The 14,418-nt window shown below is 71.3% G+C and carries 12 protein-coding genes; 6 read left to right on the top strand and 6 right to left on the bottom strand.

Features of this window, described 5'->3' with window-relative positions; all coding sequences use genetic code 11:
- Positions 1 to 12: 12 nt before the first annotated feature.
- Genes QSK31_RS08930 through QSK31_RS08920 form a run of 3 tightly spaced genes read right to left on the bottom strand, consistent with a single transcriptional unit; the run spans position 13 to position 2,944 of the window.
- Positions 13 to 963, bottom strand: a complete 951-nt coding sequence (locus QSK31_RS08930; RefSeq protein ID WP_285682716.1) for a VWA domain-containing protein — start codon at positions 961 to 963, stop codon at positions 13 to 15.
- Complete coding sequence (locus QSK31_RS08925; protein WP_285682714.1) at positions 960 to 1,937, bottom strand: DUF58 domain-containing protein; 978 nt, start codon at positions 1,935 to 1,937, stop codon at positions 960 to 962. The genes QSK31_RS08930 and QSK31_RS08925 overlap by 4 nt, the downstream gene beginning before the upstream one ends.
- Positions 1,934 to 2,944 (bottom strand): AAA family ATPase, encoded by a 1,011-nt coding sequence (locus QSK31_RS08920; RefSeq protein ID WP_502872917.1) that lies wholly within the window; start codon positions 2,942 to 2,944, stop codon positions 1,934 to 1,936. The genes QSK31_RS08925 and QSK31_RS08920 overlap by 4 nt, the downstream gene beginning before the upstream one ends.
- Before the next feature lie 133 nt (positions 2,945 to 3,077).
- Here QSK31_RS08920 and QSK31_RS08915 point away from each other — a divergent pair, with 133 nt between their 5' ends.
- The 4 genes from QSK31_RS08915 to QSK31_RS08900 all read left to right on the top strand — a co-directional run bounded on the left by QSK31_RS08915 (position 3,078) and on the right by QSK31_RS08900 (position 8,548).
- A complete protein-coding gene (locus QSK31_RS08915; protein WP_285682712.1) occupies positions 3,078 to 4,385 on the top strand; it encodes a M16 family metallopeptidase in 1,308 nt (435 codons plus the stop codon).
- Positions 4,382 to 5,728, top strand: a complete 1,347-nt coding sequence (locus QSK31_RS08910) for a M16 family metallopeptidase (protein ID WP_285682710.1) — start codon at positions 4,382 to 4,384, stop codon at positions 5,726 to 5,728. The genes QSK31_RS08915 and QSK31_RS08910 overlap by 4 nt, the downstream gene beginning before the upstream one ends.
- A 264-nt stretch (positions 5,729 to 5,992) precedes the next feature.
- Positions 5,993 to 7,462, top strand: a complete 1,470-nt coding sequence (locus QSK31_RS08905; RefSeq protein WP_285682709.1) for a hypothetical protein — start codon at positions 5,993 to 5,995, stop codon at positions 7,460 to 7,462.
- A gap of 81 nt (positions 7,463 to 7,543) precedes the next feature.
- Positions 7,544 to 8,548: an endonuclease/exonuclease/phosphatase family protein gene (locus QSK31_RS08900; RefSeq protein ID WP_285682707.1), complete on the top strand. Its 1,005-nt coding sequence runs from the start codon at positions 7,544 to 7,546 to the stop codon at positions 8,546 to 8,548.
- Here the strand turns inward: QSK31_RS08900 and cimA are convergent.
- Positions 8,518 to 10,128, bottom strand: coding sequence for a citramalate synthase (gene cimA / locus QSK31_RS08895; RefSeq protein WP_285682705.1), 1,611 nt, complete (start codon positions 10,126 to 10,128; stop codon positions 8,518 to 8,520). The genes QSK31_RS08900 and cimA overlap by 31 nt on opposite strands.
- A gap of 201 nt (positions 10,129 to 10,329) precedes the next feature.
- Here cimA and QSK31_RS08890 point away from each other — a divergent pair, with 201 nt between their 5' ends.
- Positions 10,330 to 11,079 (top strand): tyrosine-protein phosphatase, encoded by a 750-nt coding sequence (locus QSK31_RS08890; protein ID WP_285682703.1) that lies wholly within the window; start codon positions 10,330 to 10,332, stop codon positions 11,077 to 11,079.
- On the opposite strand, the gene QSK31_RS08885 is transcribed toward QSK31_RS08890, so the two are convergent.
- Positions 11,076 to 12,191 carry a branched-chain amino acid aminotransferase gene (locus tag QSK31_RS08885; protein ID WP_285682702.1) on the bottom strand — a complete coding sequence of 372 codons (1,116 nt, stop codon included), beginning with the start codon at positions 12,189 to 12,191 and terminating at the stop codon, positions 11,076 to 11,078. The two genes, QSK31_RS08890 and QSK31_RS08885, sit on opposite strands and share 4 nt — an antisense overlap.
- A gap of 120 nt (positions 12,192 to 12,311) precedes the next feature.
- Positions 12,312 to 13,337, bottom strand: a complete 1,026-nt coding sequence (locus QSK31_RS08880) for a 3-isopropylmalate dehydrogenase (RefSeq protein ID WP_285683299.1) — start codon at positions 13,335 to 13,337, stop codon at positions 12,312 to 12,314.
- Between the two features lie 394 nt (positions 13,338 to 13,731).
- Here QSK31_RS08880 and QSK31_RS08875 point away from each other — a divergent pair, with 394 nt between their 5' ends.
- Positions 13,732 to 14,052 (top strand): hypothetical protein, encoded by a 321-nt coding sequence (locus tag QSK31_RS08875; protein ID WP_502872929.1) that lies wholly within the window; start codon positions 13,732 to 13,734, stop codon positions 14,050 to 14,052.
- Positions 14,053 to 14,418: the final 366 nt, after the last annotated feature.

The following is a 14,418-nucleotide window of genomic DNA, read 5'->3' as shown; positions in this document are numbered from 1 at the left end:
CAGGGAAGCGAGTCAGGGCAGACGGGCGAACCAGAACAGGGAGGCGATCGCGGCGAGCGCGGCCAGCGCCAGCCCGATCCCGATGAAGCGAGCCGACACGTCCTGCGTCTCGGTCTCGTAGCCGACCGACGATTCGATGTCGGCGTACGCGGCCCGCAGCTCGTCCGCGTTGGCCGCCTCGAAGTAGTTGCCGCCGGTGGCCTGCGCCACGGCTCGCAACGTCTCACCGTCGACCGGCACCGCCTGCGACCCTTCGATGGTTCCGGCCTCCGTACCGAAGGAGATCGCGTCGACCGGCACCCCGAGCTCGCCGGCGAGCGTGGCGGCCTGGTCCGGGTCCTGCCCCGCCGTGTTGGCGCCGTCCGAGAGCACGACCACCCGCGCGGGTGGGGTGTCCTCGCCGGCCTGCGCGTCGAGGGTCCGGATCTGGTCCAGCGAGGTCGCGATCGCGTCCCCGATGGCGGTTCCGGCCCGTCCCGCCGCGCCTTCGGTCAGCCGGGAGATGCCGGCCGTGACGGCGGCCCGGTCGGTGACCGGCGGCACGAACACCGAGGCGCTGCCCGCGAAGCCGACGAGCCCGACGTTGAACTGTTCCGGCAGGTTGGTCACGAACTCGTCGGCGGCGGCCTTCGCGGCGGAGAGCCGGTCGGGCGCCACGTCGTCGGCCAGCATCGACCGGGACACGTCGACCGCCACCAGCACGGTCGCCCGTTCCCGGGGCACCCGCACCTCGGCGGTGGGTCGGGCGAAGCCGACCACGAGCAGCCCGAGCATGGCCAGGAACAGACCCGCCGGTACGTGCCGGCGCCACGCGGGCCGTTTCGGCGCGACCCGGTCGAGCAGTTTGAGGTTGGTGAAACGGACGGCGTAGCGGCTGCGACGGCGTTGCATCACGACGTACGCGACGGCCATCGCGACGACGGCGGCCAGCAGCCACAGCCGTTGCGGGGACTCCCAGGTCATGCTGATCCTCCAGGGACAGCCGGCCGTCGTGCGGCGCGGCTCAACCGGCGTTGGGCGTGCACGTGGCGGACGATGTCGGCGACCCAGTCGCCGTCCGTCCGAAGTGGAAGATGCTGGGCGCCGGAGCGGCGGAGCGCGCCGGTGACGGTGTCCTGCTGCTGCCGGGCGGCGGCCGCATACCGCTCGCGGAGCCGGCGCCCGGCGGTGGAGACCTCACGCCGGCGGCCGGTCTCCGGGTCGACGAGGGTGAGCAGGCCGACGTCCGGCAGGTCACGTTCCCGCGGGTCGGTGACCTGGACGGCGAGCACCTGGTGCCGGGCGGCGAGCCGGCGCAGCGGCTTCTCCCACTCCGGCGCCGCCGGCCCCAGACCGTCCTGGTCGAGCCCGTCGAGGAAGTCGCTGACCACGACCACCAGCCCGCGCCGGTTTACGGCCCGGTGCAGCCCCTCCATCGCGTCCGCGAGGCCGGTGGGATCGGTCTGCGGCGCCCCGCGCGGGATCGCGAGCAGATTGCGCAAGATCCCGAGCAGATGGGTACGCCCGGTACGCGCCGGATAGCGGCGTACTCCGAACGGGCCGAGCACGTGCGCGCCCAGCCGGTTGCCGAGTCCCGCGGCGAGGAAGCCGACCGCGGCGACCGACGCGGTCGCGAGCTCCCGCTTCTCCAGCTCGGCGGTGCCGAAGTCCATGCTGGGCGAGGCGTCCACCAGCACCCAGGTGGCGAGCTCGCGGTCCGCCTCGACGGTACGGACGTGCGGCACCGTGGTGCGCGCGGTGACCGCCCAGTCCATCCGGCGCACCTCGTCCTCGCCGGGCCGGTACTCCCGGGTGCCCGCCGGTTCGCTGCCGAGCCCGGGAAGCAGCCCGAGATACTGGCCGTGCAGAAGCCCGTCGAGCCTTCGGGTGACCGCGAGTTCGAGGCGACGCAACCGGCGCTCGGGGGCGAGCTCGTTGATCGAAGCGCCCTCGTTCATGCCGCTACTCCGAGGCCTGGGCCCTGCTGTTCCTGCTGCGGCGCGATGGTCGGCAGCGGGATGGCGTCGACGATCCGCTGGATCACCGATTCGGCCGCGACCCCGTCGGCGACCGCGTCGAAGGACAGCACGAGCCGATGCGCCAGCACGTCCGGCGCGATGTCCAGGATGTCGTTGGGCAGCACGTAGTCGCGGCCCCGGAGCAGGGCCAGGGCACGGCCGGCGGCGACCAGGCCGAGGGTCGCTCGCGGGCTGGCTCCGTACGCCAGCATGTCCTTGATCTCGGGTAGGCCGAAGCGGGACGGATCGCGGGTGGCGAGGACCAGCCGCACCACGTATTCGGCGAGCGCGTGATGCACGAAGACCTGCTGCGCCCGTGTCTGGAGGGCGATCAGCCGGGCCGGGTCGAGGACCGGTTGCGCGACCGGGCGGCCCTGTCCCATCCGGTAGAGGATGCCCAGCTCGTCCTGGTCGGTCGGATAGCCCACGACGACCCGCATGAGGAACCGGTCGCGCTGCGCCTCGGGCAGCTGGTAGACGCCCTCGCTCTCGATCGGGTTCTGGGTGGCCAGCACCAGGAACGGCCGGGGCACCGGGTAGGTCCGGCCGCCGATCGACACCTGTCCCTCGGCCATCACCTCGAGCAGCGCGGACTGCACCTTGGCGGGCGCCCGGTTGATCTCGTCGGTCAGGACCAGGTTGGCCATCACCGGGCCGAGTTCCACGTCGAACGACTCGGTGGAGGCCCGGTAGATGCGGGTGCCCAGGATGTCCGAGGGCACCAGGTCGGGGGTGAACTGGATGCGGTGGAAGGTGCCGCCGACGGCCACCGCGAGCGTCTCCGCGGCGAGCGTCTTCGCGACGCCGGGCACGCCTTCGAGCAGGCAGTGGCCGCCCGCGAGCAACGCCGTCAGCAGCCGCTCGACCAGCCGGTCCTGCCCGACGATCACCTTCTTGACCTCGAACAGCGTCTGCTCGAGGAGCCGGAAATCGGCGGTGGAGTCCATCTGAATCCCCTAGCTCGTTCGTGGGAGGCGGCGGGCGCCCGGGCCTTGGGGGATGTGCACGCCGAGCGCCCGCCTGGATCACCAGGACACCAGGACGGACCGAAAGCCCGGCGAAGGAAGGAATACTGGTCAGGTGACGTCGCAAACCGCGCCGGTGGAGACCGGTTATCCGTGGCCCATCGCAACCACCCGCCTCGACAACGGCCTCCGGGTCGTGGTCAGTGAGGACCGCAACAATCCGGTCGTCTGCGTCAACCTCTGGTACGACGTCGGCTCTCGGCACGAACCGGAAGGGCAGACCGGCTTCGCCCACCTCTTCGAGCACCTGATGTTCGAGGGTTCGGTGAACGTGCCGAAGAACGAGCACATGCGCTCGGTGCAGGGCAACGGCGGCTCGCTGAACGCGACCACCAACCCGGACCGGACCAACTACTTCGAGACGATGCCGTCCGAGCATCTCGAGCTGGCGCTGTGGCTGGAGGCGGACCGGATGGGCGGTCTGGTTCCGGCGCTCACCCAGGAGACGCTGGACAACCAGCGCGAGGTGGTCAAGAACGAGAGGCGGCAGCGGTACGAGAACGTGCCGTACGGCGACGCGTGGCTGCGCCTGCTGCCGTTGCTGTACCCGCCGGGCCATCCGTACCACCACTCCACGATCGGGTCGATGGAGGACCTGAACGCGGCCGCGCTGGAGACGTTCCAGGCGTTCCACGCGAGCTACTACGCGCCCAACAACGCCGTGCTCACGGTCGTCGGCGACGCCTCGCCGGACGAGGTGTTCGCGCTGGCCGGCAAGTACTTCGGCGGGCTGGAGCCGGTGAGCAGCATCCCGCCGGCGCCGCACGGCCACCTGTCCGGCCCGGCCGCCGCGCCGGCCCGGGAGACGGTGACCGGACCGGTCCCGGCGCCGCGGATCTACCTGTCGCACCGGACCCATCCGTTCGGCACCGCCGGGTACGACGCGATCACGGTGCTCGCCACCGTCATCGGCAGCGGCCGGGGCAGCCGGCTCTACCAGCGGCTGGCCGACGGCAAGCGGATCGCCCAGCCGGACTACGTCGGCGCGTACGGCGTCGACCTGGCACACGCGCCCGCCCCGCTGATCATCACCGCCACGGCGAAGGACGGCGTGGACGCGTCGACGCTGGAGGAGGGCCTGACCGAGGTCCTCGACGGTCTCGCCGCCGAGCCGGTCACCGAGGCCGAGCTGGAGCGGGCCAAGGCGCTGCTGACCACCTCGTGGTGGCGGCAGATGTCCACAGTCGGCGGTCGCGCCGACACCCTGGGGCGGTACGCGACCCAGTTCGGCGACCCGGCCGCGGCCGGCTACCGGCTGCCCGGCTGGCAGGCGGTGACCAGCGACGACATCAACGACGCGCTGCTCACCCTGCGGCCGGAGTCCCGCGTCACCCTCACCTACCTGCCAGGAGAACAGTCGTGACCCTCGTCGCCGACCGGCCCGACCCGGGCGCCGCCCGCCCGTACTCGTTCCCCGGCGTGGTCCGCACGCCGGTCGCCGGTGGCCTGGTGGTCGCCGCGCATCTGCCCGGCCAGCGCCTCGCGTACGCGTCGCTGCTTCTCGACGCCGGCGCCGTGCACGAGACGGCCGGCCGCGAGGGCACCGCAACGATCCTGGCCAAGTGCCTGGAGGAGGGCACCGCCCAGCGCGACTCGGCCGGTTTCGCGCTGGCCCTGGAACGGCTGGGCGCCGAGCTGTCCACCGCCGTCGACTGGGACTCGTTCCGGGCCGGCGTCTCGGTGCCGGCCGCCCTGCTGCCCGGCGCGGTGGAACTGCTCGCCGAGGCGGTACGCACCCCGCGGCTCGACCCGGGCGACGTGTCCCGGGTCCGCGACGACGAGGTGACCGCGCTGCGCATGGACTGGGCGCAGCCCGGCCCGCGGGCCGACGCCGCGCTGCGCGCCGACCTGTTCGGCGCCGACGAGCGGTACGGCCGCCCGCCGCACGGCGACCCCGCCTCGGTGGCCGCCGTGACCGTGGAGGACGTGCTGGCCTTCCACGCCGACCGGTTGCGTCGTCCCGGCGTCCTGCTGGTGGCCGGCGACCTGGACCAACTGGACCTGGCCGCCCTGGGCGCGGCGGCCTTCGGCGGCACGTCGGGCGACCCGGCGCCGGCCCAGCCGCCGCTGGACGTGCCGGTGGCCGCGCAGCGCCGGATCATCCTGGTGGACCGCCCCGGCTCGGTGCAGTCCACGCTGCGCCTGGGCCACCGCGCGCCGCACCGAGCACATCCGGACTACGTGACGAACACGCTGGCCGCGACCGTGCTGGGCGGCGCCTTCACGTCCCGGCTCAACCACCTGATCCGCGAGGTGAAGGGCTACTCGTACGGCATCCGCGGCGACTTCGCGATGACCCGCCGGTTCGGCCGGTTCGGGGTGTCGTCGGCGGTGCAGACCGCGGTGACCGCTCCGGCGCTGGTCGACACGGTCGGCGAGATCACCCGTACCAAGGACGAGGGCGTGACCGAGGACGAGCTGGCGGTGGCCCGTTCGTGGCGGGCCGGCCAGCTGTCGGTGGAGATGCAGACGCCCGGCTCGATCCTGAGCGCCCTGGCCACGCTGGTGGTGCACGGCCTGCCGGACGACTACCACGCGACGCTGCGCAGCCAGTACCTGGACGCCACGGTCGAGGAGGTCTCGGCGGCGGCCGCGGCGCACCTGCACCCGGCCGGCCTGACGCTGGTCGTCGAGGGCGACGGCGCCGTCATCCGCGACGACCTGGCCGCCACGGGCCTCGGCGAGGTCATCGACGCGGCCGTCTGAACGAGAGGAATCAGCGCGAGCCGCGGCTACGACTGCGGTCCGTGAGCGCACGGACCGCGGTTTTGGTCTTGCGCGCACGGACCCGGAAGGGCGAGGGGCACCGTTCAGGTGGGCCCCTCGCCCGGTGCCCGCGGGAGCATACGGTCCGTACCCCGACGGACGCGGGTAAAGAAAGCACTTGATCTGCGGGGATTGCCATTCAGTGACTGAGGCGTTTCAATGTGTCGGCCCCCTGAGAGCGCTCTCACGAAATTGGTGAACGCCATGCCCGCGACCTTCTCGGTCACCTCCGTACCCGTCTCCCGGCGCCGTCTGCTCGCGCTGCCGGCCGCGGCCGCCGCCGCCACCGTGACCGCCGGCGCTCTGCCCGACCCCGCCTCGGCCAGCTCCGACCGCCCGCGCCATCTCGTCGATCCGACGCTGTCCGGGCCGGTCGCCCGCGCCTACCGCTACCTCGACGTGGTGCAGGACGCGTACCTCAAGGGCGCCGAGCCGCGGCTGCTCCAGTCGTACAACAACGAGAGCGGCCTGATGACCGCCGCGTTCGTCTACGACAACGCGCTGGCCATGCTCGCCTACCTGGCCAACCCGTCGGTTGCCAACGTGCGCCGCGCGCGGCTGATCGGCGACGCGTTCCTCTGGATCCAGGCCAACGACGAGGCGTTCAGCGACGGGCGGGTGCGGCAGGCGTACGCGGCCGGGCCGATGCAGTTCTACGGCGGCGGCGCGTACTTCCCCGGCCTGAAGCGGGAGGACGGCAAGGCGGCGTTCCTCTGGCCGTACGGGTTCGGCGGCTCCTCGGTCGGCGACATGGCCTGGACCGGGCTGGCCCTGGCGCAGCTCTACGTCGACACGCGCATCCCGCGGTACCTCGACGGCGCGGTGGCGCTGGGCGGGTGGATCGCCCAGCACGAGTCCGGGTACGCCAACGGCGGCTACCACGGTGGCCTGCAGGCCGACGGCGTCACCCCGCAGAAGTGGTGCTCGACCGAGCACAACATCGACACGTACGCCCTGTTCACGCTGCTCGCCAAGCTGACCCGGGACCGCCGCTGGACGCATCGGGCGACCGTGGCGGCCGGCTTCGTGCGCAACATGTGGAACCCGGCCGACCGGTTCCTCTGGACCGGCACGCTGGGCGGCAACCCGGGCGAGGACCCCAACCTCATCAACACCGGCAACATCCCGGAGGACGTGCAGACCTGGGCGGTGCTCGGGATGGGCGACAAGCGGTACGACGCCTCGCTGGACTGGGTCACCGGCAACCTGTGGAACACCGACGGGGGCGGCACCACCCAGCTGCCGGAGGGCGTGCGGGTCTCCGGCGTCACGTACTCGTCGCAGGCGAAGTCCCTGACCGGCCCGGTGTCCGGCAGCGATCTGCCGAACAACCGCAACGCCGTCTGGCTGGAGGGCAACGGCCACGCGGCACTGGCCCTGCTCACCCGCAAGGACACCGGCGACCGGGGCATCGCCAAGCGGCTGCTCGGCGAGACCGTGGTGGCGCAGCGCAAGGTGGGCGCGGGGCAGACCGTGGGCCGGACCACCGACCCGCAGGACGGCAAGCTCTCCGAAGGCAACTGGAACGGAACGGCGCTTCCGGACAAGTCCGGCATCGTGGCGGCGACCAGCGCGTTCGACACCGGCTTCGCGTTCGGCTACTTCCAGCGCCAGCACGTGGGCGCTACGTCCTGGTTCCTCATGGCCGCGCAGAATTTCAATCCCTACACCTGACGTCCACATACCTGAGAGAGCGCTGTGACCTGGGACGCCAGGGTTACCAGGACGTAGCGACCGCCGGATACCGTCGGCGGCATGACGATCACCAGCTCGCGGCCACCCGTGACCGCGAAGCGGCACCGCAAGCGCGTCGCCGTCACCGTGCTGGTCTGGTTGCTCCTGCTGCCGATGGCCGGCTGGGCGGTGCTGCGGTTCGGCGGCTGGGAGCGCGGCGCGCTGGTGCAGCTGTTCGCCTTCACTCCGTACGCGGCGGCCTGGTCCCTGGTGCCCGCGCTGATCGCGTTGCTCACCCGGCGCTGGCTGGGCGCGGCCGTCGCCGTGGTCGCCGCCGCGCTGCTGGCCGTCGCGATCCTGCCCCGCGTGATGTCCGACCGGGACACCGGGCCGGCGACCGGCGTCACCCTGAACATCATGTCCTCGAACGTCGAGCTCGGCGGCGCCGACGCCGACGCGGTGGTCAAGCTGGTCCGCGACCAGGACGTGGCGGTGCTGGCGCTGCAGGAGTTCACGCCCGGCATCCAGGAACGGCTCGAGGCCGCCGGCCTGAAGACCCTGCTCCCCTACTCGTCGGCGGCGCCGGTGCGTGGGGCGTCCGGCTCGGCGGTCTACTCCCGCTTCCCGATCACGTCACCCGGGGCGAGGCGCAACGGCGGCGGCTTCATGCAGGCGTACGGGACGATCACGCCGCCGGGAGCCGGTCCGATCGTCGTCGAGTCCGCGCACCCGCTGGCGCCGTACGCGGTGGAGGTCCTCGACGACTGGAGCACCGACCTGGCGAACGAGCCGCACACCGACCCGGACGGCCCGCCGCGCATCCTGCTGGGCGACTTCAACTCGACGCTCGACCACCACGCCCTGCGCGAGCTGATCGCCCGCGGCGACTACCGGGACGCGGCCGCCGCCACCGGCGCCGGCCTGGTCGGCACCTGGGGACCGTACGGCGGGGCGCCGCTCCCCCCGGTGACCATCGATCACGTGCTGGTGGACAAGCGGATCGGGGTACGCGACGTGCGGGTGCACGGCGTACCCCGAACCGATCATCGCTCGATCTACGCCTCGCTGACGGTGCCCGCCGCCTGAGCGGTCGAACGCTGCGCGAGGCCGAAGGTGAGGGCGTCGACCAGCGCGTGCCAGGACGCCTCGACGACGTTCTCGTGCACGCCGACGGTGGTCCAGTCGCGCTGCCCGTCGGTGGTCTCGACCAGCACCCGGGTGATCGCGCCGGTGCCGTGCGAACCCTCCAGGATGCGCACCTTGTAGTCGGCCAGCTCGAACGACCGGAGTTCCGCGTAGTGCCGGATCAGCGCCTTGCGCAAGGCCTCGTCCAGGGCGTTCACCGGGCCGTTCCCCTCGGCCGTGGTGATCATCCGCTCGCCGCGCACCTTGACCTTGACGGTGGCCTCGGAGACCACCGTGCCGTCCTCCCGGTGCTCGGTCTGCACCCGGTACGACTCCAGCGAGAACGGCCGGCTGTAGGCCTCGCCCGGCAGCACGTCCCGCACCAGCAGTTCGAAGCTCGCGTCCGCGGCTTCGAAAGACCATCCTCCGGCCTCCAGGTCCTTGACCCGGTTGGTCACGGCGGACAGGGTGTCCGGGTGGCCGGCCAGGTCCAGCCCGAGCTCACGGCTCTTGAGCTCGATGCTGGCCCGGCCGGCCATCTCCGTCACCAGGATCCGCATGTCGTTGCCCACCACCGACGGGTCGACGTGGTTGTAGAGCAGCGGATCCACCTTGATCGCACTCGCGTGCAGCCCCGCCTTGTGAGCGAATGCCGCGGCCCCGACGTAGGCCTGGTGGGTGTCGGGGGCGATATTGGCGATCTCGGCGAGCGCGGAGGAAACCCGCGTCGCCTTCTCCAGGCACCCGTCCGGTAGGACGGTCAGCCCGAGCTTGAGTTGCAGGTTCGCCACCGTGGCAAAGAGGTCGGCGTTGCCGGGGCGCTCGCCGTATCCGTTGGCGGTGCACTGGAAGTGCTTGACCCCGGCCTCGACCGCGGCGACCGTGTTGGCCACCGCGCAGGAGGTGTCGTTCTGGCAGTGGATGCCGAGCCGGTCCGGCGTGACGCCGGTGCGCTCGACGAGTTCGGTGATGGCCCTGGTGACCATGGACGGGAGCATGCCGCCGTTGGTGTCGCACATGATGACCCGCTCGGCGCCGGCGTCGATCGCGGCGCGGACCACCGAGGCGGTGTACGCCGGGTCGTACCGGAAGCCGTCGAAGAAGTGCTCGCAGTCGACGAACGCGCGGCGGCCGTTGGCGACCAGGTGGCGCACGGTGTCCCGGACCATCGCGAGGTTCTCCTCGCCGGTGGTGCGCAGCGCCCGCTCGACGTGCCGGATGTCGGACTTGGCGACCACGCAGACGACCGGCGTCTCGGCGTCCAGCAGAGCCTGGACCTGCTTGTCGCCCGTGACGTCGACACCGGCCTTGCGGGTCGCGCCGAAGGCCACCAGCAGCGCGTGCTTGAGGTCGAGCTCGGTCTTCGCCCGCTGGAAGAACTCGGTGTCCTTGGGCATCGCGCCCGGCCAGCCGCCCTCGATGAACCCGACGCCGAACTCGTCCAGCAGCTTCGCGACCGCGAGCTTGTCGACGACCGAGTAGCTGATGCCCTCGCGTTGCCCGCCGTCGCGGAGCGTCGTGTCGAAGACCTGGTAGTCCATGGCGATGGTTCCCTTCGAAGATTTGTGTGAGCCCAACAAAAAGACCCCCCGCGGATGCGGGAGGTCTGCGCGTCGGCGAGAGAAAGTCAGCCGGCGCGCTGGGTGCCAATAATGAGCACGAGGTGGGTCACGGGATGAAGTGTGCCACCGTTCGTCGCCGTGGGAAGCAATGTTCCACCTTTCGGGACTAGGTTCGATCGTGTGGCCGACCTCCCGTACCCCCGGAATGTGTCCTTCACCTCGACCTACAACTTCCGTGACGTCGGCGGTTACGCCGGTCTGGACGCACGCCCCGTGCGCTGGCGGCGGTTGTTCCGCGCGGACGCGCTGCACCGGCTGATCAACGGAACGGACTGGGAGACCTACGCGGCGCTGGGCGTCCGCACCGTGATCGACCTGCGGCGCGAGTTCGAGGTGGAGAAGGCCGGGCGGATCCGGGAGTACGACGGACTGGTCTACAAGAACCTGCCGTTACGGCACGTCGACTGGGACGAGGTGCCGCACCCCGAGGGCATCGACCACGAGCGCTGGCTGGCCGACCGCTACCTGAACTTCGCGGAGGACGGCACCGAGGCGCTGCTCGGCGCGCTGAGCACCATCGCCGACCCGGAGTCGGCGCCCGTTCTGGTGCACTGCATGGCGGGCAAGGACCGCACCGGCGTCACGCTGGCCCTGACGCTCGCGTTGCTGGGTGTCTCCGACGACGACATCGCCGCGGACTACGCGCTGACCACGACGTCGATGCGGGGCCTGGTCGAGTACCTGCGGGTCAGCAACCCCGCGGCCGTCGAGGGCAACGAGCACATGTTCGACTCACCCGAGCAGGCCATCCGCCTCTTCCTGCGCGACCTGCGGGCGTTGCACGGCTCGGTGGAGAACTACACCCGCGAGATCGGGCTGACCGACAAGCAGGTGGCCACGTTGCGCGACCACCTGCTCGAACCGGCTTAGAGAACGCGGTGGACCCAGCCGAACGGGTCCTCGGCGCGGCCACGCTGGATGTCGACCAGCTCCTGGCGCAGGGCCATGGTGACCTCGCCGGAACCGCCGTCGGCCACGGTGAACTCGCCGTCCAGCGACTTGACCGTTCCGATCGGGGTGATCACGGCCGCCGTGCCGCAGGCGAACGCCTCGCGGACCCGGCCCGAAGCGGCGCCGTCGCGCCACTCGTCCAGGCTGATCGGCCGTTCCTCGACCGCCCGTCCGGACCGCCGAGCCAGCTTGAGGATCGAGTCGCGGGTGATGCCCGGCAGGATCGTGCCGGTCAGCGGCGGCGTGACCAGGGTGCCGTCGTCCAGCACCAGCACCACGTTCATGCCGCCGAGCTCGTCCACGTAGCGCCGCTCCACCGCGTCCAGGTAGACGACCTGGTCGCAGCCGTGCTCGATGGCCTCGGCCTGGGCCGCCAGCCCGGCCGCGTAGTTGCCGCCGCACTTGGCCGCGCCGGTGCCGCCGGGCGCCGCCCGCGTGTAGTCCGGCGAGACCCACACCGTCACCGGCTTGACCCCGCCGGAGAAGTACGAGCCCACCGGTGACGCGATCACCACGTAGAGGTACTCGTTGGCCGGCCGCACGCCGAGGAACGCCTCGGTGGCGAAGGCGAACGGGCGCAGGTAGAGGCTGCCCTCCGGGTCCTGTGGGATCCACGGCCGGTCGATCGCGATGACCTGCCGCAGCGACTCGAGGAAGGTCTCCTCGGGCAGCGCCGGCATCGCCATCCGCTTGGCCGAGTCGACGAACCGGGCCGCGTTGGCGTCCGGCCGGAACATCGCCACGCCACCGTCCGGCGTCGTGTACGCCTTCAGACCCTCGAAGATCTCCTGGGCGTAGTGCAGCACCGCCGTCGCCGGGTCCATCGGGATCGAGCCGCGCGCCTCGACGCGCGGCTCGTACCACCCCTTGCCCTCGGCATAGCGGATGGTGACCATGTGGTCCGTGAAAATCCGGCCGAAGCCGGGGTTCGCCAGTAACGCCGCCCGCTCCGCGTCGCTCACCGGGGAGCTGTTGCGGCGGACATCGAAGCGCTCGCTAAGGAGGCTGAGGCTGCTGTCACCACCACTCATGGCACGTGACCTGCTTTCTAGAAAGATTTTGTGTGCACGAAGATACCCGAACGGTCGTTAAAACCGACCGTCCTAGGTGAGATGTAGTGCGAAGGGGCTGAGCTTGCCGAGTAACAGTGCTCAGGCCGCGGTGGCGACCCGGTCTCCAACGTCGGCGGTACGCAGCGGCGCGCCCGGCGTGCGGGACGCGACCTCGGCCGCGACCGCCCCGGATACTCGGCGGGCGGCGTCGTCGTGACCGAGATGCTCGAGCAGGAGGGCCGCGGAGAGGATGGCAGCGGCCGGATCGGCGATGCCCTGGCCGGCGATGTCGGGCGCCGAGCCGTGCACGGGCTCGAAGGTCGACGGGTAGGCGCGCTCCGGGTTGACCGAGCCGCTGGCCGCCATGCCGATGCCGCCGGTGACGGCGGCGGCGATGTCGGTGAGGATGTCACCGAAGAGGTTGTCGGTCACCACGACGTCGTAGCGCTGCGGGTTGCTCACCATGAACATGGACGCCGCGTCGATGTGCTGATATTCGGTCGTGACCTCGGGGAACTCGGCGGCCACGGCCTGGAAGGTGCGCGACCACAGGCCACCGGCCTTGGTCAGCACGTTGGTCTTGTGGACCATCGTGAGATGGCGGCGCTCGCGGCGCCGGGCGCGGGCGAAGGCATCCCGGATGACCCGCTCGACGCCGTGCCGCGTGTTCAGACTTTCCTCGGTCGCGATCTCGGCGGGCGTGCCCTGGTGCAAGGTGCCGCCGGCGCCCACGTAGAGACCCTCGACGCCCTCGCGGACCACGACCATGTCGATCTCGCCCGGTTTCACCCCGGCGAGCGGGCTGGTGGTGCCCGGCCAGAGCTTGCTGGGGCGCAGGTTGACGTACTGATCGAAGTCGAACCGCAGCTTGAGCAGCAGGCCGCGCTCGAGGACGCCCGGCGGGACACTCGGGTCGCCGATCGCGCCGAGCAGGATCGCGTCATGGCCGGCCAGCTCGTCCTCGACCGTCTGCGGGAGGACCTCGCCGGTGCGGTTGTAGAAGCGCGCGCCCAGGTCGTAGTCGGACCACTCGACACCGGGCAACACGGCGTCGATCACCTTGCGCGCCTGCGCGGTCACCTCGGTCCCGATGCCGTCCCCGGCCACCACCGCGATCCGCGCCACGCTCACGTCTGCTCCCTGAAGGTCCGCTCCGACTCGCAGAAGCCTAACCGGGCGTCCCGATCTTCGGTCGCTCGGTCCCACTTAATGGACGTTAAAGTCGGCGCGAGGAGAAAAACGGCCCCCGGGATCGCGGCATCGATCACGGGGGCCGTACGACGAAAACGCGTGGCTCGCGCCCGCCGGGGGGTGCTAGCCGCACACCAACAGCGAGAACGTCACCCGAAGACGAGCCCACCGCAGCAATGCGACGGTACTAACGCTAGCTATGCGGACTAATAACGCGCAAGACGCATCCACCGCGTGTCGGCCCAAGGATCAACGGATGCGACGAGCGGTATGGCACCATGCGCCGGTGAGTTTCGACCTCGTGGTGTGGGCCCTGGACAAGACGGATATGCCGGACGCGGTCCGGGCGGCCAACGCCCGATGCGTGCGCGGCGAGCATCCGCAACGCCCCGCCGACCCGCGCGTCGTCGCCTTCTATGACGCCCTGACCTCGGAATACCCCGATCGGGGACCGCAGGCGAACACGCCCGGCACGCCGTGGGCGAGCGCGCCGCTGCACGCCGCCGCCGACCACATCAAGATGCGGCTCGACGAGACGTGCCCCGACGCCGTCCTCGAGCGCATCGAGAAACTCGCCGGCGAGCTCAACCTCGACCTCCTCGACCTCCAGGACGGCACCGTCTACCCACCGCCCGTGAAAACCCGCTGAGGACTTTTCGCGGTGGGCTCGTAGTCCGGACCGGTGCGCTGGTCCTGGATGAGCCGCTGGTCCTTCGGTGCGCGCCCTTGCTGCCGGCGCGTCGGCTCTGGTTTGTCAGGCGGCCCGGGTGCCCATTCACGTTCGGCGCCGCCGCTCACGCTGAGCGTGAGGTCGAGCCCGGCTGCCAGGCGGCCCGGGTGCCCACTCACGGTGGTAGCCGCCACTCACGCTGAACATGAAGTCACGCCCGGCTGCCAGGCGGCCCGGGTGCCCACTCACGGTGGTAGCCGCCACTCACGCTGAACATGAAGTCACGCCCGGCTGCCAGGCGGCCCGAGTGCCCACTCACGGTGGTAGCCGCCACTCACGCTGGAC

This window comes from Actinoplanes sp. NBRC 103695 (assembly GCF_030269485.1).
In the GTDB taxonomy this organism is placed as follows: Bacteria; Actinomycetota; Actinomycetes; order Mycobacteriales; family Micromonosporaceae; genus Actinoplanes.
This window is presented reverse-complemented; position numbering and strand designations above follow the sequence as displayed.

Bases quoted from the DNA above. Each gene is read 5' to 3' on its own strand.
- QSK31_RS08885 (WP_285682702.1), bottom strand. From the start codon at position 12,191: ATGAGTGGTGGTGACAGCAGCCTCAGCCTCCTTAGCGAGCGCTTCGAT.
- QSK31_RS08900 (WP_285682707.1), top strand. From the start codon at position 7,544: ATGACGATCACCAGCTCGCGGCCACCCGTGACCGCGAAGCGGCACCGC.
- QSK31_RS08925 (WP_285682714.1), bottom strand. From the start codon at position 1,937: ATGAACGAGGGCGCTTCGATCAACGAGCTCGCCCCCGAGCGCCGGTTG.
- QSK31_RS08905 (WP_285682709.1), top strand. From the start codon at position 5,993: ATGCCCGCGACCTTCTCGGTCACCTCCGTACCCGTCTCCCGGCGCCGT.
- QSK31_RS08920 (WP_502872917.1), bottom strand. From the start codon at position 2,944: ATGGACTCCACCGCCGATTTCCGGCTCCTCGAGCAGACGCTGTTCGAG.
- cimA (WP_285682705.1), bottom strand. From the start codon at position 10,128: ATGGACTACCAGGTCTTCGACACGACGCTCCGCGACGGCGGGCAACGC.
- QSK31_RS08930 (WP_285682716.1), bottom strand. From the start codon at position 963: ATGACCTGGGAGTCCCCGCAACGGCTGTGGCTGCTGGCCGCCGTCGTC.
- QSK31_RS08875 (WP_502872929.1), top strand. From the start codon at position 13,732: ATGCCGGACGCGGTCCGGGCGGCCAACGCCCGATGCGTGCGCGGCGAG.